Origin of the sequence: Paenibacillus sp. FSL K6-3182, from assembly GCF_037976325.1 — a bacterium.
Classification (GTDB): domain Bacteria; phylum Bacillota; class Bacilli; order Paenibacillales; family Paenibacillaceae; genus Pristimantibacillus.
The window spans coordinates 3,631,055-3,657,910 of record NZ_CP150265.1; the positions used below are offsets into that span (position 1 = coordinate 3,631,055).

The 26,856-nt window shown below is 41.1% G+C and carries 22 protein-coding genes and 1 pseudogene; 2 read left to right on the plus strand and 21 right to left on the minus strand.

Annotated features, from left to right (window positions below; genetic code table 11):
• Positions 1-115 precede the first annotated feature (115 nt).
• The 18 genes and pseudogenes from MHH56_RS15840 to MHH56_RS15925 all read right to left on the minus strand — a co-directional run bounded on the left by MHH56_RS15840 (position 116) and on the right by MHH56_RS15925 (position 19,838).
• Complete coding sequence (locus MHH56_RS15840; RefSeq protein WP_339209268.1) at positions 116-1,057, minus strand: hypothetical protein; 942 nt, start codon at positions 1,055-1,057, stop codon at positions 116-118.
• 260 nt (positions 1,058-1,317) lie between these two features.
• A pseudogene (locus tag MHH56_RS15845) lies at positions 1,318-2,389 on the minus strand (polysaccharide deacetylase family protein).
• A gap of 443 nt (positions 2,390-2,832) precedes the next feature.
• A complete protein-coding gene (locus MHH56_RS15850; protein ID WP_339209269.1) occupies positions 2,833-3,417 on the minus strand; it encodes a hypothetical protein in 585 nt (194 codons plus the stop codon).
• Positions 3,418-3,419: 2 nt separating this feature from the next.
• Entirely contained in the window at positions 3,420-3,899 is a 480-nt protein-coding gene (locus MHH56_RS15855) for an RNA polymerase sigma factor (RefSeq protein ID WP_339209271.1), read from the minus strand.
• Between the two features lie 302 nt (positions 3,900-4,201).
• Complete coding sequence (locus tag MHH56_RS15860; RefSeq protein ID WP_339209273.1) at positions 4,202-5,701, minus strand: malate:quinone oxidoreductase; 1,500 nt, start codon at positions 5,699-5,701, stop codon at positions 4,202-4,204.
• A gap of 742 nt (positions 5,702-6,443) precedes the next feature.
• Positions 6,444-6,752: a hypothetical protein gene (locus MHH56_RS15865; protein WP_339209275.1), complete on the minus strand. Its 309-nt coding sequence runs from the start codon at positions 6,750-6,752 to the stop codon at positions 6,444-6,446.
• A 184-nt stretch (positions 6,753-6,936) separates the two neighbouring features.
• Entirely contained in the window at positions 6,937-7,842 is a 906-nt protein-coding gene (locus tag MHH56_RS15870) for a GNAT family N-acetyltransferase (protein ID WP_339209277.1), read from the minus strand.
• A 174-nt stretch (positions 7,843-8,016) separates the two neighbouring features.
• A complete protein-coding gene (locus MHH56_RS15875) occupies positions 8,017-10,410 on the minus strand; it encodes a polyprenyl synthetase family protein (protein ID WP_339209279.1) in 2,394 nt (797 codons plus the stop codon).
• A gap of 392 nt (positions 10,411-10,802) precedes the next feature.
• Complete coding sequence (locus tag MHH56_RS15880; RefSeq protein WP_339209281.1) at positions 10,803-11,291, minus strand: SRPBCC domain-containing protein; 489 nt, start codon at positions 11,289-11,291, stop codon at positions 10,803-10,805.
• A gap of 106 nt (positions 11,292-11,397) precedes the next feature.
• Positions 11,398-12,300, minus strand: a complete 903-nt coding sequence (locus MHH56_RS15885; protein WP_339209282.1) for an NAD(P)/FAD-dependent oxidoreductase — start codon at positions 12,298-12,300, stop codon at positions 11,398-11,400.
• Positions 12,301-12,475: 175 nt separating this feature from the next.
• On the minus strand, positions 12,476-12,880 hold the full coding sequence (locus MHH56_RS15890; protein ID WP_339209283.1) for an Rrf2 family transcriptional regulator: 405 nt from the start codon (positions 12,878-12,880) through the stop codon (positions 12,476-12,478).
• Between the two features lie 273 nt (positions 12,881-13,153).
• The gene (locus MHH56_RS15895) at positions 13,154-14,677 is read right to left on the minus strand and encodes an MDR family MFS transporter (RefSeq protein WP_339209607.1); all 1,524 of its coding nucleotides are present in this window, start codon (positions 14,675-14,677) and stop codon (positions 13,154-13,156) included.
• A gap of 524 nt (positions 14,678-15,201) precedes the next feature.
• Positions 15,202-15,627 carry an arsenate reductase (thioredoxin) gene (gene arsC, locus MHH56_RS15900; RefSeq protein ID WP_339209285.1) on the minus strand — a complete coding sequence of 142 codons (426 nt, stop codon included), beginning with the start codon at positions 15,625-15,627 and terminating at the stop codon, positions 15,202-15,204.
• 13 nt (positions 15,628-15,640) lie between these two features.
• Positions 15,641-17,077 (minus strand): arsenic transporter, encoded by a 1,437-nt coding sequence (locus MHH56_RS15905; RefSeq protein WP_339209286.1) that lies wholly within the window; start codon positions 17,075-17,077, stop codon positions 15,641-15,643.
• A complete protein-coding gene (locus MHH56_RS15910; protein WP_339209287.1) occupies positions 17,074-17,406 on the minus strand; it encodes a metalloregulator ArsR/SmtB family transcription factor in 333 nt (110 codons plus the stop codon). The genes MHH56_RS15905 and MHH56_RS15910 overlap by 4 nt, the downstream gene beginning before the upstream one ends.
• A 242-nt stretch (positions 17,407-17,648) precedes the next feature.
• Positions 17,649-18,998, minus strand: a complete 1,350-nt coding sequence (locus tag MHH56_RS15915) for an NAD(P)-binding domain-containing protein (protein ID WP_339209289.1) — start codon at positions 18,996-18,998, stop codon at positions 17,649-17,651.
• A 64-nt stretch (positions 18,999-19,062) separates the two neighbouring features.
• Entirely contained in the window at positions 19,063-19,509 is a 447-nt protein-coding gene (locus MHH56_RS15920) for a MarR family winged helix-turn-helix transcriptional regulator (RefSeq protein WP_339209291.1), read from the minus strand.
• Between the two features lie 194 nt (positions 19,510-19,703).
• Positions 19,704-19,838, minus strand: a complete 135-nt coding sequence (locus tag MHH56_RS15925; protein ID WP_256710766.1) for a hypothetical protein — start codon at positions 19,836-19,838, stop codon at positions 19,704-19,706.
• A gap of 258 nt (positions 19,839-20,096) precedes the next feature.
• Here MHH56_RS15925 and MHH56_RS15930 point away from each other — a divergent pair, with 258 nt between their 5' ends.
• Positions 20,097-21,539, plus strand: a complete 1,443-nt coding sequence (locus MHH56_RS15930) for a PLP-dependent aminotransferase family protein (RefSeq protein WP_339209608.1) — start codon at positions 20,097-20,099, stop codon at positions 21,537-21,539.
• Positions 21,540-21,596: 57 nt separating this feature from the next.
• On the opposite strand, the gene MHH56_RS15935 is transcribed toward MHH56_RS15930, so the two are convergent.
• Positions 21,597-22,241 (minus strand): formylglycine-generating enzyme family protein, encoded by a 645-nt coding sequence (locus MHH56_RS15935; RefSeq protein WP_339209292.1) that lies wholly within the window; start codon positions 22,239-22,241, stop codon positions 21,597-21,599.
• Positions 22,242-22,452: 211 nt separating this feature from the next.
• On the minus strand, positions 22,453-24,957 hold the full coding sequence (gene uvrA, locus MHH56_RS15940) for an excinuclease ABC subunit UvrA (RefSeq protein WP_339209294.1): 2,505 nt from the start codon (positions 24,955-24,957) through the stop codon (positions 22,453-22,455).
• A 270-nt stretch (positions 24,958-25,227) separates the two neighbouring features.
• Here uvrA and MHH56_RS15945 point away from each other — a divergent pair, with 270 nt between their 5' ends.
• Positions 25,228-25,665: a MarR family transcriptional regulator gene (locus tag MHH56_RS15945; protein ID WP_339209609.1), complete on the plus strand. Its 438-nt coding sequence runs from the start codon at positions 25,228-25,230 to the stop codon at positions 25,663-25,665.
• Positions 25,666-25,780: 115 nt separating this feature from the next.
• On the opposite strand, the gene MHH56_RS15950 is transcribed toward MHH56_RS15945, so the two are convergent.
• The gene (locus MHH56_RS15950; protein WP_339209295.1) at positions 25,781-26,854 is read right to left on the minus strand and encodes a Gfo/Idh/MocA family oxidoreductase; all 1,074 of its coding nucleotides are present in this window, start codon (positions 26,852-26,854) and stop codon (positions 25,781-25,783) included.
• Positions 26,855-26,856: the final 2 nt, after the last annotated feature.

A 26,856-nucleotide genomic window follows, 5' to 3' on the forward strand; every position in this document is an offset into this window, starting at 1 on the left:
TGCATTTGTATTTACCTAAAATGAATGATGGATAATTATACATCTTCTCAAAAATGATAATCACCTGATTAGTAGGAAATCAATAATTTCGAGTCCTTTGAGAACGGCCGGTACTTCACAAAATGAGCCTATCCAGACCAATTGCACTAATTAAAAGCCGCTCTTTCCTGCTGCCTAACATATTTTGTGTCCAATCTACAAAACCGCCATCGCCAATAAAATACTCCGTTTCGCCGATTACTGTCTTTAATGTGAATTGTATTCCTTTGTAATACTGGTTTTCCATATTCGGCTCTCCTGAACTTACCGACACATTCAATGACAATTCATTTCCATGTTTTATAATCCTTGAGACTAAGCCAGTCGAATCTTTGTAACCACTTCGTTCACTTATAATGATCTCGATGTCAGATCCAAACAGCGTTTTAAATATACTTTGGTACACTTTAATATGCTCCCATAATGATTGTTTTTCGAAGCTATAGGAACCTTCATCTAATCCAGACGTCACCATACAAAATAAATGGAAATGAGGCAGCATCCCTGGAGCATCTCCAAAGAATTGCGCTCGGACATGCCTATGGGTTGTACAGAAGCGAATAAAATTATCTCTCTTATCATTGGAATCATTTGATTTAAGTAATTTACTGATATGCAGGGCTAAGAGATTGGTTGCATCTGATACAACTTCCGTTCCTCTTAAAGCGGAAATTGCTTTGTTTTGATCAACCGTTCCTAGCACTGAGGAACAGCCTAATGGTGCTACGGGAGATAATTGAATTGGTGAAAAAGAATGTTTTGAAGCAATATCTAATACATCCAGCTCCAACCTCTTAAGCAATAACACATCGACGTCAGCTGGGTGTACAAAGCGGTTATTCTTGTATCTTTTAAGTAGATCATTTGGAGAAGATGTTTTTGTTTTCTCGCTGAATACTTTCAAGAGAAGTGAATTCAAGTCACTGGAGGATATCCGATCCACTAAAAGATTAATTAAATCAGCTTGATCAAGTTTTCGCAGTATTCTTTCAAGATCGGCTGTAAGGGTAGGATTCATTAACTTCACTCTCCTTGACCTTATTCTATTGGTTATTAATGGATAATTATATGGGGTGACATTACTTTAGGTCAAGAACTAAACCAATATTATAATCGATCAATCTTTTAGCTTGAAAAATGACGTAAAGTTTTCTTCTGTATTTCAAACAGGGCTACTCACAAAAATCCCGACGGAGAAGATCCCGCCGGGATTTAGTGGAACATACGATTTGAATTTAAATCAATAACTAAATCGTATCCTTTACTGGTTCGAGTTATTTACTGAATTTCCAAATAATCAATGTAAACATCCCATGTCCCGTTATCGGAGGTGCAAACGAGCTCAATTTCTTGATTACCGGTTCCATGGCTGACATTGCTTATGGTATAGACTGCGGGACTACTGCCTCCGAAGTAGAAGGTCCCTTTCGTCACCCCGCCTATTTTCAAGTCAACTCTGGCCATATTGGAATTATTTGAAGCACCACGGAGTGAGAAACTATGAGTTCCGCTCGTGAAATTCTGTGTGTATTTGACCAAATCATTGTTGGCGTATAAAGCAACACCAGAGAACGGCGAGCTAATATTTCCGGTGTACTGACCAGCTTTGGTCATGCTTTCGGCTTCCTTCTTTGTACTTGTGCTTGGAGGAGTAGTTGTACCGCCACCGTCAGGCGCAACCGCCCGGCCGGTGCTTGTTGAAATCATACCAGGGCAAAGTCCCCGGCTCTTAAGGTTCTGAGCAATCTGGGGAATCGCTTGGAGCGAAGTCTGGTATTGATCATGCATCAGGATGACATCGCCGTTCTGCAGTCTGCCCACAGCGGCTACGATCTGTGCAGTGGTAGCGCCATTCCAGTCCTGTGAGTCAACGTTCCACAGCACCTCGGTTAGACCATTTTGACTCTCGATTGACTTCAAAGTTGCGTTAGTCTCGCCGTACGGCGGGCGGAACAATTTTGGTGCAGCTCCGGTAGCTGACTGGATCGCTTGCTGTGTCCGCGTAATTTCCGATGACATCTGCGAGCTGCTCAATGTGGTCATGTGAGGATGTGTATAAGAGTGGTTTCCAACCCACATGCCCGCATTCATTTGGTCCCGCACGAGTGACGGGTTATTTTGGGGCGTTTTGCCCAAGGTTGAACATCGTTGCACGCAAACCGGCCTGCTTCAGAGCATTGAGCAGTGATGTAGTGTTACTGGCATTTGGGCCATCGTCGTATGTCAGACCTACATATCCATTCGGGCAGTTGGCATCGGCTGCACTGGCAATAGGCATTATAGGGGTGGAGAACAACGAACTGAAGAGTGCTAGGGCCGCTGCCCCTATTATTAGTTTTGCTTTGAACATGGTAGTACCTACTCGTATTAAAATACGAGTATGGTTGTTCGCGCCATTCCGTACCGCTTAACTCTCTCTATTAGATTCGGGGTTTTTACTGAATGTCTAAATAGTCTAGGTAAGCGTCCCATGTCCCGTCATTGGAGTTTACAATTATTTCATCTGTATACCTCCTCTTTTTTAAAATTGCATTTAGTCGCACATGATGCTGTACAGCCTGCAATAGGCTACTCGAGCCTCACTTCCTTCCATATATTAACTTGAGAGCGATTACAGTAATTATCTTAACAAAACGTTTATTAATCGTTTACCTGTAAGAATTTATTTCCTACTGTAAAAAACTTAGTTTTTTTGATCGGTCTTTTTTTGATTTATGATCGTCTATTTTATATAATGCTAGCAAAAAACCGCATCCATAGGAGGATGCGGTTAGTATGCTAACAGCTGCTAAATCAAAAATTATTGAAAATGACGTCGGCTGTTACCTTTCCACTCGTGACGTCTTCCGAGGTGAAGCCAGATACCGTGTTGCCCACTTTAAATTCCTTGCTTACCAGCTGCTCTGAAATATCAGGAGCTGTTGGGCCTGTTATGCCGTAAGTCGTTTTTTCCGTAACTGTCACCCACAATTCGCCAATTCGAAAGCTTTGGCCGTCGGTACTTACCTCATCAATTACACCATCAATGTTTACCCTGTGTTTTGCTGAGGTCGCCGGTCCAGGACCATTATTCTCAATGGTGTCGCTTGGATTTTTCGTGACCGCACCAGGAGAAGTACTGCCTGCGTCTTGGTTTACTGCATAAATGCTCAGAGTCAATACCGCACAAGCCGCAATGCTGGTTGCCCAGATCATCACTTTGTTTTTCTTTACTTTAGAATGAACTGTTTTCATAGGAATCTCTCCATTTCGTATGTTGTTATTATTGTTGTCGATTTGTTTGTGCTTCTCCAGGCTTAAGCGTTCAAGTGTACGTTCTTGAAAGTCTTCACTTATTTTCACTTTGGACATGGCCGATTTATAACTTGTTTTTTTCATTCTCACAAATCACCGCCTATAACTTCTTTAAGCTGTTTACGCCCTCGAGCGAGCCAAGTACCTACCGTCGCAGGTTTGGCATGAAGTATATCCGCTATTTCATCCAAGGAATAACCTTCGTAATAATGCAAATGGATCGGGACCCGATATTTTTTATCCAATGATAATACTGCCTGCATGACCATGTATTCATCCTTCGGTAGGTTAGACAGGTTGTCCGGTATGGGGTTTCGACTCTTAAACCACCCCGTCTTGAGCAAGTTTTTACATTTATTGATCGTTGTACGGATTAACCAGGCTTTCTCATGTTCATCACTATCAAAGACGGGGGATTTTTGGAGATAGGCTAGAAATACTTCTTGCGCTACTTCCTCCGCGTCAGCAATATTTTTGAGATAAGCAAAAGCTATCTTGACCAGGCTGTCGGAATAGTTGACCACGGCTTTGCGGACGGATTCATTGAGCTCATATGAATCGTTCACTTGATGTCCCCCTTTCACTAGTAATACAATCGAGCAGCCCGTTATTTTTCACGCTGTAAAAAAAAATTGGGACAATTGCTTTAAAAGGGAGCAAAAAGTTTTTTATTAGTATGTCCTCTCACCAAAAACGGTAACATGCAAGCAATATTAACTGAAGCACCTGTAAATTCAATAAAAAAAGAACCTTCAATCTATAACTAGATCAAAGGTTCAATATTTATTTTAATGATATTAAATAATTCACGCCATGCTTTCAATTACGTAATATTTCACTACATCCATTTGTTTTTACATCAGAAAAACTAACTAAAAGCCAGCTCTTTTTCACTCAGGCCTAGTGAGTCAGCTGTAGAAGTATGAATTTCGTGCAGAAGCTCTGGATTTTCCATTAATGAAACGCCATAAGAAGGAATCATTTCTTTAATTTTTGGTTCCCACTCTTTGATGTGTTGAGGGAAACATTTTTTAAATACTTCAAGCATAACGTGAACAGCAGTAGAAGCACCTGGCGAAGCGCCTAGTAATGCTGCAATCGAACCATCAGCAGCCGTTATAACTTCCGTACCAAATTGAAGTGTTCCTCTGCCGCCAGCTTCAGTATCTTTGATTACTTGCACACGCTGACCAGCTGCTACTAAATCCCAGTCTTCCGTTTTGGCGTTAGGGATAAACTCGCGCAACTCATCCATGCGCTTTTCTTTGGATAGCATAACTTGCTCAATCAGATATTTTGTCAATGACATATTTTTTGCACCTGCGGATAACATTGTGATGAGATTATCCGGTTTTACGGAAGTGACCAAATCAAACATTGAACCGGTTTTCAAAAACTTAGGTGAGAATCCGGCAAATGGACCAAACAGCAAAGATTTTTTATTGTCGATAAATCTTGTATCCAAATGTGGAACCGACATTGGAGGAGCTCCAACTTTGGCTTTGCCGTAAACTTTTGCATGATGCTGTGCCACAACATTCGGATTATTACAAACCATAAATATTCCGCTTACTGGGAATCCGCCAATATGTTTACCTTCAGGAATACCGGATTTTTGCAATAAATGCAGGCTTCCGCCTCCGCCTCCGATAAAGACAAATTTTGCAGTATGCCGTTCGACGTTGCCGCTGCCATTACGTACTTTCAATTCCCACGAGCTGTCGCTAGCACGTTTAATATTATCAACGCTATGTTTGTATTTGAGATCAACGTTTTTACTTTTTAAGTGATCAAACAGAATGCGCGTTAAAGCACCAAAGTTGACATCCGTACCAGAGTCAATTTTGGTTGCTGCTATAGCTTCATTTGATTTACGATCTTTTATAATAAGTGGGATCCATTCCATCAATTTTGTAGGGTTATCGGAAAATTCCATCCCTTTAAACAATGGATTAGTAGACATGGCTTCAAAACGTTTCTTTAGAAACGTTACATTTTGTTCTCCTTGGACCATACTCATATGAGGTATTGGCATAATAAAGTCTTGCGGATTACGAATTAGCTTACTATTTACAAGGTAAGACCAAAACTGCATGGAAAGCTGGAACTGTTCATTAATTTGAATCGCTTTGCTAATATCTACAGATCCGTCTGGCTTATTTACTGTGTAGTTAAGCTCGCACAGTGCTGCATGCCCTGTTCCTGCATTATTCCACTCGTTAGAGCTTTCTTCTCCAGCACTTTCGAGCTTCTCAAACACGGTAATTTTCCATTCCGGTACCAATTCTTTCAGAAGTGTCCCTAAAGTCGCACTCATGATTCCGGCACCAATCAAGATGACGTCTGTTTTATTTTCTCCGTTGCTCATTTTTACCATCCTTATATCCTAAAATTTGCATAAAGCATGTAGGCGCTTCTGTATAGGCGTTACACTAAGCCAATGCTCGACCCAGTCACACACCTTTTCTGTTTCAATTAAAACCATATCATATTGTTTTGTAATTGATTATAGATTAAATGATCTGTGATTATCAGATAATTATAAGCTATTTGAAAGCTGGTGAAAAGTGAAAAGTCCGTTTACAAGGCTCTAGGAACACACAAAGCAAAGGCAATAACAAAGCTTAATGCATCGATTGAAGCTTTTGTTTGCCGCTATGTGTTACTAGCATCATTACATTTTTTCCGATACTTGCGGTATGGTTCACTGTATTTGATGTTAAACTAAACTTCTATTAGTTTCAATCTAAACGTTGCTACTTCTCTGCTTCTGAGATTTTCAAGTATACAAATTGTGAATAATCTGCAACGTTTATATGAAGGAGTAGATATATTTCACAAAGTTGTTCAGCTTCCCCATTAAATTCCTTTAGAATTTCAACAATTTATATTCATATCTTATTGAGGCTGGAGCCTTTTTGACAACAGTTAAGGTAATTTTCTGTTTGTTTTGCCTGTCTGCCGTATTCTGTATGTATTGTATATGTATTTAAGAAGAAAACATCTCTTGTTTCAGTTTTTGTAATCTTGAAAACAAGCGAAAGACCCGTAAGACAGCCGCTTCATTTGCGAAGCGTGGGCTCTTACGGGTCTTCTTTAATATTTAAGGACTATTTTTTGGAACGTTTTTTGGAAGATATTTTAGCACGTTTTCTGCGTTTTAAGCCTGAAACCATGACATTTTTCTCAGATTGCGTGTAATAATGCTGATAGACAGGACAACAATGATGCTTCTTCACCGTTTCAATATTTTGAATAACATTTACAAGCTGCGGATGGTAGATGTCCTCATATTGCGTAATTGGAGGATCATAAATCGTTTGTGTTGGACAATCTGGACAAAAGTTAGCCGAATTCGCACCTTCTACCATACCCATGTTACTGCCCATATTACTACCCATGTTCATGTTATTACTCATGTTATTATAATCGTTACGGTTCACAGAATTATCTCCTTCCTGTTTTGGAATACAACATATTGTATTCTCAAGAAGACAAAACGACCTGTACGATTGACATGGAAGACGATAGCCTACGCTGTTCCTGCAGGATGTAGAGCATGATATTTACCTTGTACTGATAATGTTTGAAAAAAGTGTTTCATTATGAATGAGAAGTTAATGGAAACAAAATATGTTCTGCTCTATCTTCAAATGAAGGACGAACAAACAATGTGTCCTCACTCTGTGCTAATAACTCGACATGAATGTTTTCATTATCGTAATCGGGTATAAAGTGAAAATGAATAATCTCCGTATCGGCAGTAACAAGGCTGTTCAAAATAACATCATAATCAACTTTTTGAACACTGATGACATCATAAAGATGAAGTTGTTTATCCTCATGCTTAAAAATAACAATGGCATCAACTTCCTCGACATAATAAATCGCATCATTGAATGCTAAGATAAAATAAAACAGCAATAGATGTTCATTGTTTTTCACACCTATTATAGGGGATACAGGTATTCTTTCCTTAGCAAACTGCTCCATCAACCGATAATCATTGGCGTTATTCGTATGTAGCTTGCGGTAGGAACGGATTGCTTCTGGTTTTAATTCTAAACCTAAAATGTTTAAAGTAAAACTACTTTCTTGCGTTTTTCTAAACCCAAATCTAGGATAATAGTCTAGAACCGAGTCATTAGCGAACAAGTAGATAAAGTCATATTCTTGTTCATATTTCTCGATAATATGGTTCATCAGTTTGCCTGATAATCCTTGATTTCGAAAGTCGGGATGCGTCATAACGGTACCGATTTGAATGGCTTTATACTCTTCACTGTTACATATAACCGTCATTTTGCTTGCTGAGGCATTGGCAATGACTTTACCTTTATCGAGAAAGGAATAACATATATAATTTTCGTTCCAGCCCTCTTTTTCATACCATTTTTCGAAATCAAGCCCAAATACCATTTTAGCCAATTCATTAAAGCTTTCTTTGTAGGTTGAAATGTCTTTATAGTCACTTATGAATTGGTAATTAGTCATATTAACCTCGCTCACTTTACTTCTCCCCTTCATTCTCATCAACTTTTGCTGACTGCTTCAAACACCATTAAAAAGTAACAGCAGTCCAACAGTGACCCTATGTCACCGATGGACTGCTGTTAGCTTATTCAAATTATTGCACTATCTAACATGATTGCTCGAATCTTCTTCAAGACGTACGAATGTAATTTAATAATCCCTGCTTATAATATAATTCAGCAGTTGCTTCAGAAAAGCTGGATTACGTGGCATCTCCTTCAATGCTTCCATTGCAAGGCAGAAGTGTTCCCACATCTCTTTTCTAGCTCCATCTAGACCAAGGATGGTTACAAAAGTCGAGTTGTTGTTCTCCACATCCTGGCCAATAGGTTTACCGAGTAAATTTAAATCTCCTTCCGAATCAAGCAAATCATCTTTAATTTGAAAGGCTATGCCCGCATGATAGGCGTATTTTTTCAAAATCGCAATTTCTGACGACTTTACCTGAGCGAGAATAGCAGGCATTACAAGTGAAGCTTCAAATGCAATTCCGGTTTTGTAAAAGCACATCATATCTAGCTGCTCCAATGTTAATGCTTTTCCTTTGGAATGCAAATCCATCGCCTGCCCCATGCACATATCTCCAGCTCTTTGGGACGAATATTGCATTAAAGCAAGCACGGTTTTAGGGTCAAACTGTTCAAGGGATGATTGCTCTTCAATCGCCTTCTGGGTAAGAAATAGGCCGGTTAATTCCGCGGTGGCACTATTATGCACCTGGTGCAGCGTAGGTCGCCCTCTGCGAGTAGAGGCATTATCCTGCGTTGGGAGATCATCGAAGATTAAAGACGCGGTATGCATATACTCTAATGATTTTAGAAGCGGCACGATCGCGGAAGCATGCAGTCCATACTCATTTATACCCATGACCCAAGCCAATATTGGCCGTAATCGTTTGCCATCTCCCTCAAGACTGTAGTTTGCAGCATCAATAAGCAGCTCTCTCATTGGAGGTATTTCATTACTTTTGTGAATCGGCAATAGATTGTTGATTTGCTCGCGAGCAGTTTTGACAGTTGAAAGGAATTGTTCCTTTTCACTGCGATTGCTTTTTAAAACCGTTACCATCTGATCCCGGAGCAGTTTATCGAAGAAATCCACATCATCTGCTTTTTGAACCACATGTTGGATAAGACGATTAAAATGTGGATCTCCTGAAGCAAACACCGCCATAATTTCGTTGTATTTCTCAGTACCTATACGTTCTTTCAACCTTTTTAGACCATTGAAGGCACGATCAAGAATCACTTCTCGGGTTTTGGCATCGGAGTCGTATACGTTGTGAATTAAATAAGAGATGACGGACCAGTATAACTCAAAGGGATTGATTAGATCTGAGCGCTGCTCATGGTATTTGAAATAATAGGTATAGGGTGTTACCGCCCCGTCTTTCATATCATCAAACATATCTGCTAAATCATCTGCCAGCTGGTTATAAATGCCATAATAAAATGTTCGATTATCAAAGCCTTCGTCCAAAGGAGCACTAATGACAGAACGGACGATAAGCCTTGAAGATGAGGATTTTAAAATGATAGGCAGGTAAAGCTCTTTGTTAGAGTAATATACATTCGATAGGTCCTTGACACGGTCCAAATCCTGAGAATGAAAAAACACGTAGGATTGCTCGAAAAAGGTTTGTTGTGTTTCAGGTCGCTGATATTTTTTAATATACTCAAAAGCGTCACTAAGCTCCGCGTGTACGTATTGGACAAATTTAAAGTTATTGCCGGACCATTCACCTAATTGTGGAACAGATCCGCTTAGAAGCGAAGTACGGATCATATTGGAATATTGTTCTTTCTCCTCTGCCTTTAGGACACCAGAATCAAGCAGATCGTCAATAAAAGGATAGGTTAGCCCATAGGAGTAACCAAGTCTGATGGCTTCGTCTAGTCTCCGGGCACGTTCAGCAGGCAATACTTGATCATCCATTTCTTCAATTACATGCAGCATTACGCCAATAATAATTTTGATCAGCTTGCGCACCGCATGCTCGGAATTCATTTCCTTTGGGATATTAGAGGAAACGGATTTCAGTTTATTTATTACCCAAATTATGCCGTTTTCTATGCCTTCCTTCTGAGCCCACCGATACAGCCCCGCCAAGGTCATAAAATCAGGCTGCTCTCCCCCGTTTGTTGTTGAGGGTTGAATAAAGTGGCTTTTGACGTCAGCAATCACTCGTTGAATTCTCATTTGTGTCTCTGGAGCATCTAAAGCTTTTCCTAAATCCCTCATATAAATATAGGAAACGCTTCGATCCAAATAATCATCAAGTTTTCCTGAATAATTCAGCCACCATATATATCTATGATAATCCCGAGAATCCGGTTTTTTCTTTCCTCTCGAAAAAAAGGATAACAATGAATAATGTTGGATATGGTTCTTTTTCCACAATTGAATATCTTCGGTTAGTGTGGTTACATAAGTTTTATTCTTCACTTGTTCGTTCAATGTTTCAAAATACTGGGCTGCCTTTTGCTCTGCAAGCTGGTACCAAGTATCTGCTTGAGCTGTATACTTATCATTCATACGACGCATAACCTCGACTTATAGTTAAAATAAAATGACTGGGAAATGTAATAAAATAACTGATTTGAAGCCCTAGTATAGTTTCCTGAAGTACATAAGACTAAAATATTATGTTTACTCACTTCCTCCGAGGAATTTGGAACGATATGCGTCGAGCAAATAAGTTATATTTTACACGATTGTTGGTGGTTCAACAATTTTTTGGTAAAAATATGTAGCGAGAATATCAAGTTGGACATGAAGTGCAAAGTACTGAGATACATTACGCAAAAAGGCTCGCCCCCGTTCCATTTGAGCCCTTCTAACAAAAAAACAACAAAGGTTAGGTTGATCATCAACAATGTGAGATCAAACTAACCTTTGTCGTTAAGAGTTTTTTTGTATCACTTTAACTAGTTGGTTTATACCATTAATAAGTAATCTGCCAGTTGATTAAACGTCACTTCATATCCTTCGCGAACCATATCTTGTGATGCTTCAAGCGTTTTGGCTTCCTCTTCAGTTGGAGATACTGCTTCCCCTTCCATAGTAAGAATGGTTTTGTCTCCATCTTCACTGAAAATAATAGTGACTGAAAATTCAAGAGGCCAATTAGCGTCAAAGGGTGCACGCACGGTGTTACCTTTCTCATCAGAAAAGGAATTGGTATATACAATTTTCTCAGGTGAATTAACTTCATGATAGATAAACTTGACCCACATCTCGGTTCCGTCTGGTGCGGTCTGTTTGTAATGAAATAAACCACCTGGGCGGAGATCGAATTTTTTAATATCAAAAGCCCATCCTTTTGGTCCCCACCAATTCAATAAATGTTCTGATTCTGAAAAAGCCTTAAAAACAAGGTCACGAGGAGCATTAAACGTATGAGTCATTTTAATTTTTGTAGTCATCTGAATCCTCCATTGCGAAACGAATGTTTTTCTTATATTTGCACACCTTGCCTCTATTTATTATTTACTGTGAGTCCTTTCGTATTGTGACTGCATTTATGTTTCGTTAAATGAAGTCTTCCTCTGCCAGCTCCAAGTTTACGCTCATCGCTATTCGACTGCCGTCTGCCGCTGCAAAAACCAATTGGGATGGCATGAAGTAGGAAGCATCACCAGCGATATAAAGACCGGGTATTGAGGTTTTCCCCTTTCCATCCGTTTGAATTCCTCCCAACTCCGTTTTATCACAGCCCAATTGTTCTCCGAACCGCGTGCTTGAAATAAACTTAGGAGTAACGAAACCACCAGCTCTTTCGATGGTAGTTCCATCTGAGAAACGAACATGCTCAAGCTTCCCATTTTGTCCGACGAATGCTGCAATGGGCTGCTCCATGATGACGATCCCGTTTCGTTGAAGCTGTTTTTTTTGTTCGTTAGACAGGGTTTCATTCCCGTTTGTACAGACAACTAAATCCTTGCTCCAATTGAGAAGCAGCTTCGCTGTATGAAAAACAGTCGGATATTCCGAAACAACGACAAGCGGCTGATCACGCAGCTCCCAGCCGTCGCAATATGGGCAATTAAACAAGCTTTTTCCATAAAGCGGGTAAAAGCCTTCGATCTCGGGAAATATTTCTTTTACTCCTGTTGCCAAGATCAATTTACGTGTATGAATGCGAAATCCAGATGAATCAATAAGCTCAAATCCGGCTTCAATTTTGCTGACAGAAATCACCTCAGCTTGCCTATGATCGACTGTTGGATAACTCAGCACCTCTTCATAAGCAATGCGGCGAAACTCAGCAGGTGTAACGCCATCCCTTGTTATAAAGCCATGCGATGAATGAGTAACAGCATTTCTTGGACGATTGTTGTCGATCAAAGCAACGCTTCTCCTTGCCCTGCCAAGCATAAGTGCGGCATTTAACCCTGCTGGTCCTCCGCCAATAACGGCACAATCATAATTCATGCAGCTCATCTCCTACTAATGGGATATTAAAGACTCTTTATATCTATAATAATGCGAAAAAACGCATATTATCATGTTTAAATACGATATTAAAGATTCGTTATGTCTACAATTGTATAAAAAAAGGATTTTATACGAAATGAATTGTACTTCTCCTTTTTCTGAAATAATGTTCTTAACCTTCAAGTTTGGTTTGTTTTTTTGCAATGTCAGCTAATTTCGTTTGTTTCAGATGTTGTTCCATCTTCTCTTCCGCTTCTTTCATTGCAGCTTGAATCAAGCATTCTTCACCATGAACAAAATCACATTCAAATAATGATGTTGTTCCTTCAATAGCGTGGATAATATCCAAAAACGTAATGTCGTCCTTTTTGCGTGATAGCCGGTAACCTCCGTTTGCCCCAGAAACGGATTCAATCATCCCTGCTTTGACGAGTCTCGTTAAAATTTTGGAAAGATAAGTAGGTGAAACGTTTTGGGATTCCGCCAGCTGCTTGACACCTATGGGCTTCAAATTAGAAGCTTCAACAAGCATGAGCATGGTGTGAAGTGCATAATTGGTTGCTTTGGAAAATTTCATGTTCTCACCTCAATTACAGACTTATTGTGTCTATAATACCTACGAAGTCGCTAATATGTCAAGTTGTGAAATATTATTATGTAATTAAGTAGGCTCTTGGTTATTACACATTATGACTATCATTTTTAGATGTATTTGAAAATAATGCTTCAAAAAATGCTGCTAATTCTTATAAAATAACGAATGAGCTTGACGCAAGCGTCATTAGAGATTTATTTGGAAAAGTTTAATGTACATAAGAAAAACCTCGCTACGAATAGCGAGGTTTATTTTTTAATGAGATGCTGAATATTCTTCTAGCTCGGAAGCTGGATCAAACTTCTCCTTGCTCATAGCAAAGGCAGCTAAAAGAGCAATGACGGATGGAATGATGGCCCAAGCAAAAGTATGAACGAGTGACGAGGACAGTGCTTCAGTTATTTTATCAAGAATCTGAGAAGGAATGCTCTCCCTTGTCTCAGGTGTCAAAATTTTACTTGGATCACTTAGATCAATGAACTCCGACGTTTGACCGCCGCTGCCGAACGATGAAGAAAGCTTATTTGCAAATAAGTGACTTTGAATAATGCCAAATACCGTAATTCCAAGCGTCATTCCCAGTTCCCGAGTGAAGCTAAGTGTAGAGCTTGCAGAGCCTCGCTGCCTAGCAGTAAATCCATGTATTGCGGAATTGCTTAGAACAGAAAACGATGAGCCGATGCCAAGACCAACTAAAATCATAAAGATTGTAACCGTAAATCGGGATGAATCGGGTGTTAAAGTAGTCAGTAGAGCCATGCCGCCCACTAGCAGAAACAATGTCGAAATCATAATGGAGCGATAACTAAACTTGGAGAGCAGAATACCGCCGCCAGCAGCAGTGACAACAGATCCGACCATCATAGGAAGCAACACGAGCCCCGAGTTTGTAGCTGAGCCTCCAAGTACCCCTTGAACGTAGATTGGGATGTAGACGGAAGCTGTTATAAATGCTGCGCCGCTAAAAATAGCCATTAAATTGCTCGTTGAATAAAGCCGATTTTTGAACATGCTGAAGGTGATAATCGGTTCTTCTGCGCGGCGTTCAATAAAGATAAACGTGACCAATAATACGACAAAAGCTAAAAACAAACCTATTATCGTAAAGGAGTCCCAATCGTATTTTTTACCTCCTAGCTCCAGCGCAAACATGAGACAAAGAATTGAGGTTACGAGCGTAATAGCGCCCATGTAGTCGATTTTTTGTTTAGAATGCTCAACAGACTCTTTGTAAAAATAAGCAATCATTACAAATGCAATAATTCCTATTGGTAAATTGATGTAGAAAATCCAGGACCAATGAACATAATCTGCAATATAAGCGCCAATTAGAGGTCCGAAAATGCTGGAAATACCATACGCAGCACCAAATAATCCGCCTATCTTCCCACGTTTCTCAGGTGCTACCACATCAAACATAATTGTGAATGCAATGGGTACAAGTGCTCCGCCGCCAATACCCTGTATCGCGCGATAAATACTTAGCTGTACAATAGATTCCGCTGTACCGCATAAAGCAGAACCGATCATGAATACGATAATTCCGAAAACAAAGAAACGCTTGCGGCCATACATATCAGATAACTTACCAAATATCGGCATGCCAGCCATCTCTGCGATCATATAAGCAGAGGTCACCCACATTAATTTGTCAAACCCGCCAAGATCCCCTACGATTGTCCCCATCGCTGTTGCTAATATGGTGTTATCCATTGATGCCATCAGTGTAGCCAGCAGAAGTGCTGCAATGATTACACCTACTTTATTTCCTTTTGCCATTTCCATTGTTTCTCGTTCCCTCCACTTTGTTCAATTGACAATGTAATTGCCACTCTTTTTGTTTATCTCGACGACAGATTGTCTTGATTAAATATAATTATAGTTATAAGTATCTTGATAATCGAGATAATATTATAGTAAGAGGAGCTTCATTTTTTGTCAAGCTATCAATAACTACCGTCAGTTGAATTTTATTGGATGGGAGATATCAGATTGGATTGGAGGGTCACAAGGTTTGAGGGGCACTGTACGATTGTTGTAATCACGATTAGAAAGGATGACAACATATGATTTCCTTCTTAACTTTATGTGCATGCTTCGTTGGCGGCATTATTTATATCTTATACGCAGGAGTAGGTATCATTAGAGATGATGAAATTCAGCAAGACCAAATAATTAGCAATTTTAAATGATAAAGAAGCAAGCCCTGAGGGCTTGCTTCTTTTGTAGTATAGTTATAAATGGCACAAAAACAGTTCCTAAATCCTCGAATATATTCGTAAGTACATAACTATTTCTGTTTATTACTTCCCTTCCTTCACAAACAACTCAATACGATTTTTTATCGAATCGCGGACCTCTGCGAATGTAGTATTGATTTCTTCTTCTGTACCTGTCGCTTTTGCGGGGTCGTCGAAGCCCCAATGCCATCTTTGCGCTTTGTCGTTACTTACAACCGGACAGTTATCGTTAGCATGACCGCAAAGCGTGATGATGTAATCTGCTTGTTTCAAAATTTCAGGATCAATGACATCCGAAGTGTGATTGGAGATATCGATGCCTGCTTCTTTCATGGTTTGAACCGCACGGGGATTCAAGCCATGAGCTTCTAGACCAGCACTCTTCACTTCATATTTGCCGCTGCCCATTGCCTTTAAAAATCCATCGGCGATTTGGCTTCTGCAAGAGTTTCCAGTACACAAAAAATAAACGAGTGGTTTGTTGTTCATTATTATCGTCCTCCTATATTCTCGAATTAACTTTTACTATCTCTTCTTGAAATTTCGTTTTGCCCATTTTCGAGCTAATCCAAGCATTTATCCATATGGCGATTAGAACCAATATTGCGGTAATTACAGCAATTAACACCCATACATTAATGCTTGTTGTATGGATGAAATGCAGCCACAAATACAACCCTGTTAATGTGATAAAGAGCGTTGGGATCGTGAGAATGATACCCGTTTTAAAATAATTTCCCCATGTGATTTTTACACCCTTACGTGATAATACGTGCAGCCACAAAAGTGTCGCGAGCGATCCGATGGGTGTCATCTTAGGTCCCAAATTACTGCCGATAACGTTGGCATACACCAAAGATTCACGAATGACGCCTTGCGTTGCTGTTCCTTTTATGGCTAGTGCATCGATCATCACGGTTGGCATATTGTTCATGACCGAAGACAATATCGCAGCAAGGAATCCCATACCGATAGTGGAGATGAATAGTCCCTTGTCGGCGATGGCTTGAATGACTTTTCCTAGTTCATCTGTCAGTCCCACATTACGAAGTCCGTAAACAACCACGTACATGCCAATGGAGAAGATGACAACTGCCCAAGGAGCGCCCTTGACCAGCTTCCAAGTTTGAATAGCCGGGCTGCGGCGAGCAGCTAAAATAAACAAGATTGCAGCGACGCCTGCTATGACGGAAATTGGAACATGAATGTATTGAATTACTAGGTATGAGAGAAGTAACATAGCTAAGATTACCCACGAAATTTGGAACAGCTTCTTATCTTTTATGGCTTCAGACGGCTTCTTGAGCTGTTTTAAATCGTAGTGACCAGGGATGCTTTTACGGAAGAACAAAAACAAGACCAGAAGGCTTGCCAGCAGCGAAAAAAAGTTCGGAATAATCATCCGGCTAGCATACTCGATAAAGCCGATTCCAAAAAAATCAACGGAAACGATATTTACGAGGTTGCTGATTACAAAAGGGAGCGAAGTCGTATCTGCGATAAAACCGCTGGCCATAATGAAAGGCAAAATCATTTTCTGATCAAATTTGAGTGCACGCACCATCGCAAGCACAATAGGTGTTAATATAAGCGCGGCGCCGTCATTGGCAAAGAATGCCGATACTGCTGCACCAAGAAGAACAACATAAACAAACATAAGCTTTCCATTGCCTTGTGCGAGCCGCGCCATGTGAAGCGCCGCCCATTCAAAAAAGCCGATTTCATCTAAAAGAAGCGATATTACGATAATGGCTACAAAGGCAAGCGTAGCATTCCAAACAATACCCGTAACCGTACTAACATCAGCAAAGCTTACGACGCCAAACAAGAGAGCCAGAATAGCACCGGCAGCTGCCGACCAACCAATACTTAGTCCTTTTGGTTGCCAGATTACAAACGTGAGCGTAAGTAAAAAGATTAAAATGGCAATAAGTGTCATGCTTCCCCCTGTGTATCACAGCTGTTATTTTTTAAGCCTGCTATTTTTTCTTTCATGGAAGGCAGATATGGATACACGCACTGAACATAGGCTTCCGCATCCGGATTAAGGGAGTAATATACCCACTGCCCTTTTTTCTTTTCATTTAGAAGTCCGGCTGATTTTAGTTTTCGTAGATGCTGGCTGGCATTTGGCTGAGACATCCCGATAATGTCAGTGATATCACATACACATAGTTCCTTTTCTTTGAGCAGTGCTACGATGGTTAACCGCGTTTTATCGGCTAATAATTTATAAGCCTCGGCCATTTCCTGTATCTTTTGCTCCATATGAAGTACCTCCCTCTGTTTTATCCCGTTGGCTTCTTTTCATTTCATAATTATATAACTAATTACTTATATAATCAATGGCGAATATGATGAGATGTGAAAATTTCGAGTGTTTATAACCATTCATAGTCGCCCCTTCTTCCTAAATAAACAAAACAAAGGGCATTAGATTGAATAAATGCCCTTTGTTTTAGGTTGTTTGAAGTAGAACGTTGCTCATACTCTTGCTGAAATATCGTATATTATTTTTCCACTTGAACTGGTCCACAGCAACTGTCTCCGCCGCCGACACCAATGCTACAAACACCTGTCTCCGGCAATTCCAGCTCTACTTTACGAGCAGACTCCATATCCCCCACTAAAGCGGCTACAATCGATCTAACTTGCTCATAGCCGGTTGTCATTAAGAAGGTCGGTGCTCTTCCATAGCTTTTGGCACCGACAATGTAAAAATCTTTCTCAGGTTGACGTAATTCGAGTTCACCATGAGGTCTAACTGTACCGCAGCTATGAACGTTTGGATCGATTAGTGGCGCTAACTCATATGCACTTTCAAGATTCGGGTCCGTCATCACTCTTACCTCACGGACAAATGATAAATCAGGACGTGAGCCCGTGTTGCATACGATCTCGTCAACACCGTCAATATAAGCTTTCTCTGATCCAACCGTACCGATAACATGAATTTTCCCGTTACTCTGTTTTAATTCACCAATATAAAACGAGGTCATCACTTTCAAAATTCCCGATTCAACTAATTTTTGAATTCGATTTCCGAGTTCTCCCCTTGCCGGTAATCCATCTAACTCACGTCCGCCATAAACATCCACAAGATGATGTTTTCGTATTGCCCATACAATTTCAGTCTCGTTTGTTTGCTTTTGAAGCTCGCCAAGTTCCAAAAGTGTATTAATGGCGGAATGACCACTTCCAACGACAAGGACTTTTTTTCCGCGGTAACGTTCTTCATCCTTTCCGAGCAAATCTGGGATGCCATAATATATTTGATTGCTAAGCGCTTTTTCTTCTAATAAGAACACACCATCCGAACGAAGCGGGTTTGGATTTGACCATGTACCTGTTGCATCAATAACCGCTCTTGCTTCAAAAAGATGTTGGCTGCCATTTTGGGTGGCGTGAATGGCAAAAGGCAGATCATCACGACCGTTCGTTTTGACTTTATTTAAACCCTTACGGCTAATGGCAGTCACCTTCGTATTCAAATGAATAGACGGACTTATTTCAGAGAGCTCTGACAGAGGCTTTAAATATTGTTCTACGAGTTCTTTCCCTGTTGGAATATCCGTATTTTTTGGTGCGATCCAGTTGGTCAAAAGCAACAATTGTTTAGCTGCTTTATCGATGTTATATTCCCATGGGGAAAAGAGTCTTACATGCTCCCATTTTTTAATATTTGCTCCGATATCGCAACCAGCTTCTAAAAGTAAAAATGACTCTCCTTTTAAACTTAAATGTGCAGCTGCCGCAAGACCTACCGGTCCAGCTCCTATAATTGCAATTGGCAAATTGCTTTTTTCGTTGTCATGTACCTCACAGCAGCTAATTTGGTTAACAGGAATACTTTTCATCATTTTATTTCCTCCTCGATATTATTTGCAAATTGCAAGTATTAATGATTTTTAAAGGGATAAATAATTATCCCAGTGTTGTACAACATACTTTCGATTTTGCCATGCTGTCGTTAAGCAATTTTATCGAGTTTATGACCATGTCTTGTTCAAATTCAGACATATGCGAAAAGACCTCTTTTAAATAGTCATTCATTTGGCCATCAATGACTGTTGAAATGTACTTGCCTTCAGTCGTTAACGTTAAAATATTGATTCTCCGGTCTTCAGGAAGTTGTGTTTTCTTCACCAATCCTAACTTCACAAGGCTTTGAACTTGGCGGCTAAACGTCGTGATGTCTATGGATAGTGAATCCGCCACCTGCTGAATAGATGGATTATGTTTTCGATCGATCTCATAAATAATATGGCTTTGAATTAATGAGATACCCACTCCGCCCGCTGTGCAACAATTTTTATCCAGAAGCCCAAACCGGCGAGTCATTATTTGAAACATCTCTCTTGTGTTCTCCACTTGTTTCACCTCTTGATCTATTTATAGCGCAATTATTTGCAAAATGCAAGTAATGATTGATTATATACCCTTTCACTTTTTATCTTAAGAAAATACGCAGATGAACGCAAAAAAACCAGTAACAACAAAGCTTTTGTCGTTACTGATTTCCATTTCCTGAGCTATTTGTTGTTGTAACTCACACTCTTTTTTGTTTAATTATTTAGGTTGCTGTCATCATGATCTTCCCAACGTCTTGAATACGCTTTGTTCGTGATCCAGAATGTAATCCATGAAAGAATGGCTACGATTATAAAAGATACGATCCATACGCCGATAGGTACTTGCATATGATTTCCCCCTATATGTTAGCAGTATATTTTTGATCCCTAATACGTGCAGTTCATTGAAATGTGAATTAACGTTTATCATAAAATAAAAAGCGAAAAAACGAACCATCCAAATCGGATGAATTACTACCATCCAATTCGATTGGTTTTCATTTAACTGTCATAGTTAGGTTGAAAACATCCTCTTTCAGTTTGAAAATCAGTGGTATGATAATCATGACTATAATGTTTTATTTACAAGCAAGGGATGTGAACCTGATGTGGGAACTTGAGAGGAAAAGTAAAATTCCTATATATAAACAAATTACCGATCATCTAGAAAGACGGATTTCCTACGGTGAATTCCCTCCTGGCAGCTTGCTTCCATCGGAGAGAAAATTGGCTGAACAACTGGGCGTCAACCGCAGTACAGTCATTTTGGCTTTTGCCGAGCTTCGATCGATGGGGATTATTGAAAGTCAGACAGGCAGTGGAACGCGTGTATCCAAAACAAAATGGGGAGCCACTCCGAGGCACACGCCAAATTGGAGTCGGTACGCTGAAGGCGGCAGCTTTCTACCTAACTTACCCTTTATGCGAAGAATTCGTGAAGCGCTCAATCAAAACCCCTCTCTCATCGATTTTGCTAGCGGCGAGCTGTCGGCTGATTTGGCTCCTAATGATGAAATTACAACGTTGATGAGTGAGAATAAATACACTTCATATTTGGGTTATGATAATCCTCAAGGGTATATTCCGCTTAGACAAGCGTTGGTATCCTATCTTGATCAACATCGAGGTATTAAGACAACGGAATCATCGATTTTGATCACATCGGGATCTCAGCAATCGTTATATTTAATAACCCAGTGTTTGTTGTCGCCTGGCGACGCAGTTGCGATTGAAGATCCTTCCTACTGCTATTCTCTGCCTATGTTTCAATCAGCGGGGCTTAGATTGTTCCGTCTTCCTGTTGACAGTCAAGGGGTATGTCCAGAGGACATTCGAGCCTTATACAAAAAACATCGGATCAAAATGGTGTTCATGAACCCGAACTATCAGAACCCAACAGGTACAGTGTTCGGTGCTGAACGTCGCAAACAGCTGCTTGACGTTGCAAGCGAGTTGGCGCTGCCTATTGTCGAGGATGATCCATTTAGCTTAACGGACTATGAAGGTTCACCGCCTTCACCGCTGAAATCAATGGATTCAATTGGGTCTGTCCTCTATATCGGTTCTTTTTCCAAAATAGCTGCATCTGGCATGCGAATTGGTTGGATGGTTGCCCCTAACTCCATTGTGGAAAGGCTTGCTGACGCAAGGCAGCAAATGGATTTTGGACTTAGCGTTATACCGCAGCAGGTAGCGGCACAATTTTTGAAGTCCAATTATTTTGAACCTCATCTTGACCGCTTGCGAATGCAGCTCCAATATAAACGAGATTTACTTATTGAAGCATTGCAGAAGGAACTTCCAGGATTGGTTACGTTCACTGCCCCACAAGGTGGTCTTCATCTATGGTGTAAGCTAGTTCCGGATGTTCACGATGGAAAGCTGCTGGAGGAATCCATAAAAAGAGGGATTGTTTTTGTTCCTGGAAGTGTGTACGGATCGGATTCTGGTTTCGTAAGATTTACTTTTGCTCGAGCAAAAGAAGCTGAAATTGGTTTAGGAATCTCCAAATTTGCAGATGCGCTGCGTGAGCTTATGAATTGCAAATAGCTTAATAGGAATTAGAAATAACCGCGGAGGTATACCTCCGCGGTTATTATCAACTCGTTAACATGATTTGGCAAGGCGAAACCCAAGGTCGTCAATACAAAATGACGGATGACTGCGACGACGACAAGTGGCTCCGCAGCCTCTCGCTTCTTCAGCCCAGCTGCCGCCCCGAAAAATGCGATATGAGCCATATACCTGCTCATCATATAAATCCCAGCACCATTCCCATACGTTTCCTAACATATCATATAAGCCCCATGCGTTGGGTTCTTTTTTACCTACTTCGTGAATGCTGTCTCCCGAATTTCCATTGTACCAAGCGATTTTATCGATCTCTCCGTATTGATAGCCAGCTGTTCCTGCTTTACACGCATATTGCCATTCCGCCTCTGTCGGAAGGCGATAGCCATTAGATTCCCAATCACATTCAACATGATCTCCATCCTGACTGAATGAATAACACTCCGTTAATCCTGCATTCAGGGACAATAAATTACAAAAATAGATGGCTTCATTCCAAGAGATATTGACCACTGGTTTTTGATCACTACTCAAAGAAAGAGGAGATTTTTTGGTTACAGCTAAATACAATTCCATCGTTACGGGATAAGGTGAAAGATAAAAGGGTTTAATTTCAGACTTCCATTTTCGCTTCGTCCGGTCATCTCTTAATTCAATTTCTCCAGCTGGAATGCTTGCCATTGGATATTCATTATGTTTATTTAGAGCATTAGAAACGGCGATCTCCTCCTTTGTTTACATGTTGCACTACTGTAATTTACCATAAATTAGTGATTCGTTATAAAAGAAATTGAATTTTCCTCTCCATTTGGAATACTTGACAAAAAAGGTACTGCCAGTATGACAGTACCTGCACTACGTATTGATTTAGCGATAGATTGGCAAGCTATAATTACTGCCTTTTAGCCAACATTTCCTTTAAGAACATACCCGTATAGGACTCTGCTACTTCCGCTACACGTTCAGGAGTGCCTTCTGCTACTAATGTGCCGCCGGCTGCGCCCCCTTCTGGGCCGATATCGATAACCCAATCGGATTCTCGTATCAGTTCCAGACTATGCTCAACAACGATGACCGTATTGCCTGTATCAACCAGCTTACTGAGTAAAGTATGGAGCTGCTTAATGTCAGATGGATGGAGGCCTGTCGTCGGTTCATCCAGCAGGTAGAGCGTATGGTTTTTGGAAGGCTTGCTCAGCTCTTTCGCCAGTCTGATCCGCTGTCCTTCGCCGCCAGATAACGTTTTGACCGATTGACCCCATTTCAAGTAGCCTAGTCCGACTTCACAAAGCATCTCGATTATACCTGTTATTTTAGTTTCTTTTTTGAGAATAGCTAGGCTTTCCTGTACAGACATATTCAGCAAATCCGATATAGAGCATCCTTCATACTGAACCTGCAAAACCTCATCCGTAAATCGTTTTCCTTTGCAGTCAGGACATTTTACCTCCAGATCAGGCAGGAAGTTCATATCAACGGAAAGCACGCCTAACCCCTGACATGTCTCACATCGGCCACCAGAAGTGTTAAATGAGAAATGTTTGGTTGTCAGTTTTCTTTTTTTAGCTTCTGGCAAACTAGCGAACAACTGGCGCAGCTGCGTAAACACATCTGTATATGTTGCTACGTTGGAGCGCTGCACTCTTCCCATGGGTGTCTGGTCAAATATAACGACATTGCCGACATGCTCTAAGCCCGTAATTTCCTTGCACCCTATTCGCTCCAACTCCTTCTGACTTCCTTGTGCAAGGATATCAAAAACTAGCGTGGATTTGCCGGAGCCAGATACACCAGTAACGGAAACGAGACAGCCAAGCGGGAAGGCTACAGTTGGAATTTCAACATTACGGAGTTTAGCCTGCTCGATTGTAATAAATTGACCGTTGCCTGTCCTGCGAACGCGTACAGGAGTTGAGCCATTCTCTTCTCTCAAATAAGCGCCTGTAACCGAAAGCGTACTCGACATTAGATCCTCCAGACTTCCTTCGCCTACGACGGTTCCACCGTGCAACCCAGCGCCAGGACCTATATCGATGATATGGTCTGCTGCACGCATCATTTCAACATCGTGCTCGATTACGAGTACTGTATTGCCTAAATCACGAAGCTGCTGAAGTACTCGTATGAGACCGGATGTATCACGGGGATGGAGACCCGTGGTCGGTTCATCCAAAATATAAAGTACTCCGGTGAGGCCAGAACCGAGCAGCGATGCGAGCCGCAGCCGCTGTGCTTCGCCGCCGGATAGCGAAACGGTTTGCCGATTCAGGGAAAGATAACCTAGGCCAACATCAATGATTCGTTTTAGCCTAGTAGGCATATCGTGCAGAATGGGTTCGAGCAGATAATGACCTTCAGGCGGAAGCGTCTCTTGTAATTCCTCGGTCCACTTAAATACATCACTGAGCGACCATTCCGATACGTCTGAGATGGTTGAGCCAGCTACTTGAACGAGACGAACCTCTTTCTTAAGGCGTGCGCCTAGGCATTCCGGGCAAAGCTGTTCATGAAAAAAACTTCCCTCTTTTTCCGCAGTGCCTGTTTCTCCTTCTTTTTCTTTGTAACGCCGCCATAAACCAGGGATGACCCCTTCGAATTTTGTACCTTGGACAGGCTTCACATTTGGATAATGCCGCTTGAAGGCTTCACTCTCGACACCATAATATAACAAATCGCGCTGTATCTCTCCGAAATCCTTTAAAGGCTGATCCGGATCAAATGCAAAGCCGTAATGCTTTCCTGCCGCCATCAAAATACGAATTTGAATATCGCGATGAACCCCGTTCAAAGAAGCCACTCCCCCATCGCGCAAACTGAGCTCCGAATTGAAAACGGCTGCTTCATTAATGCTTGCCACATGTCCAAGTCCACTGCAAGCTCCGCAGGCTCCTTCTGGCTTGTTGAAGGAAAAGTGCGACATTCCTAGCTGCTCAAGCGCTGCTCCGCAGTGAGGACATCCTATCATTTGATGATCCATTTCCTCATCTTCATCAGCCATTGCACCTTTGGGCTCAAATGAAGGAGCAATGTGACCGCTGCAAGCTAGGCAAATCCTCTCCCCTAGTCGCGAGAAGATAAACCTTACAAACGTATAGATATCGGTTACTGTTCCGACTGTTGAGCGTGGATTTCGATTGGTAACATGCTGTCCAACGCTGATGGAAGGTGACAATCCTTCGATAGACTCAACCTTCGGCTTCCCTATCGAATCCGAGGTCATGCCCATGGAATCCAAATACTGCCTTTGGCACTCTCTTTGAAGTGTATCCATAGCCAAAGTTGATTTGCCAGATCCTGATGGACCTGTAAGAACGACCAGCTTGTACTTGGGAATTGAAAGGGAAACATTTTTCAGGTTGTTTTCACGTGCACCTTTAATAAAAATGGTATCTTTCATAAAAATCCTCCTCATAATAAATAATTATTCTATGTCTTAAAGCATTTCGATCTCAAATATGGGTTAAAATTGTTTAGCCATCATGACTAAAGTTTTTGCAAAGTACGAATGATTTCGATAGAATGAACTTGATTATATTCATTTCATCTAATATCTTTATAACAAAGTATCTCGATAACTGAGATACCCATATCTTAAAAGGAGGTTTGTCCTTTGTCAAGCGAGCAACAAGTGCAAGCGACCGATAAGCAGGAACAATTCGTCGCACGTATGCGCGGACTAGGAAGCCGAACAGTTTTGTACCAACAAAATGTAGCTGGTGCTCTCGGCTTATATAATAATGATTTTTTATCTGTGGATATTTTGCGTGAAAAAGGTCCGATCACAGCCGGTGAGTTGTCCAAACTAACTGGCCTTGCTACAGGAAGTGTGACAGCATTAATTGACCGCCTTGAAAAATTCGGTTACGTACGCAGGCAAAACGATCCCAATGACCGTCGCAAAGTGATTATTGTTCCCCTCTATGAAGAAAAAGAAGACGTCAGCAATACGTATATTCCACTTCATAACGAGATGGTGAAGCTGGCTTCTTCCTATACAGATGCAGAGCTGGAACTAATTACACAGTTTTTAGAAAAAGCCAGCAAAGTACTCGATAATCAAATTGATCGCCTCAGCTCTGCAAAAAGCACTAAATCTTCATCTTAAATATAGGGTACATCAATTGAAAAGGACGATATCCAGAAGTCTAATGACCTCAGGATACCGTCCTTTATTGTAATTCATATGATTATCCGTCTCTTACTTGTGACATGAGCTGCCTTTAATCGAAGTAGATCGTTTTGCCGGTTTCGGCTGATAAGTATACCGCTTCCAGAATTGCCGATACCACCATCGCCTCTTCAGGCTTAACGAGCGGATCGGTATCGTTAACAATACTGCTGATCCACTGCTTGGCTTCATACTCGAAATCAGTCAGGTTTTCTCCACGGAATTGCTCTCTCTCGGTTGCTTTGACGTCGATGACGTTTAGAAATAAGCTGCCGTCCCTCTCACCGTTAATGCGCAGACCATCGTGAAAATCAGCGCCGCCCTTCGTACCGCACAAATATGATCCTTCAGATTTGGCGATATTAAGTGCCCAGCTGGTTTCAATTGAAACGACAGCACCGTTTTTGAATTTTACATAACCAAAAGCGGAATCTTCTACTTCAAACTGCTCTGGGTCCCATGATCCCCATTCATTAGCTGCATTTTCAGTATCCTTCAGCTTCTGGAACACACTGCCTACTACACTGTGAGGTTCATAATTGTTCATCAGCCAGAGGATGAGATCCAGTGAATGGGTGCCAATATCGATCAAAGGTCCGCCGCCTTGCTTCTCTTTATCCAGAAATACTCCCCATGTAGGAACGCCTCTACGCCTTGTTGCAACCGCTTTGGCATAATAGATCTCGCCAAGCTCATCATTCTCGATCATTTTTTTTAACAGCAACGACTGAGCTTTGCTGCGGTTCTGGTAGCCAACGGTCAGCTTTTTACCGGTTCTAACATGAGCTTCGTACATCGCTTTCGCTTCGGCACTGGTCTTGGCCATCGGCTTCTCACACATAACGTGTTTGCCTGCTTCCATGGCATCGATTGAAATGACAGCATGCGAAATATTTGGCGTCAATACATGAATGACTTCAATATCCTCCATGGCTAATAACTGCTTATATTCGGTAAAAACCTTTGCGCCGGGAACTCCATACTGCTCAGCTGCTTCGCGTGCTCTTTCTTCGATCAGATCGCAGAATGCGACCATCTCTACATTACCCACCTTGGCTAAGCTTGGCATATGTTTGCCGCCAGCAATCATACCGCATCCGATAATACCTACCTTTACTGTTCGCATCT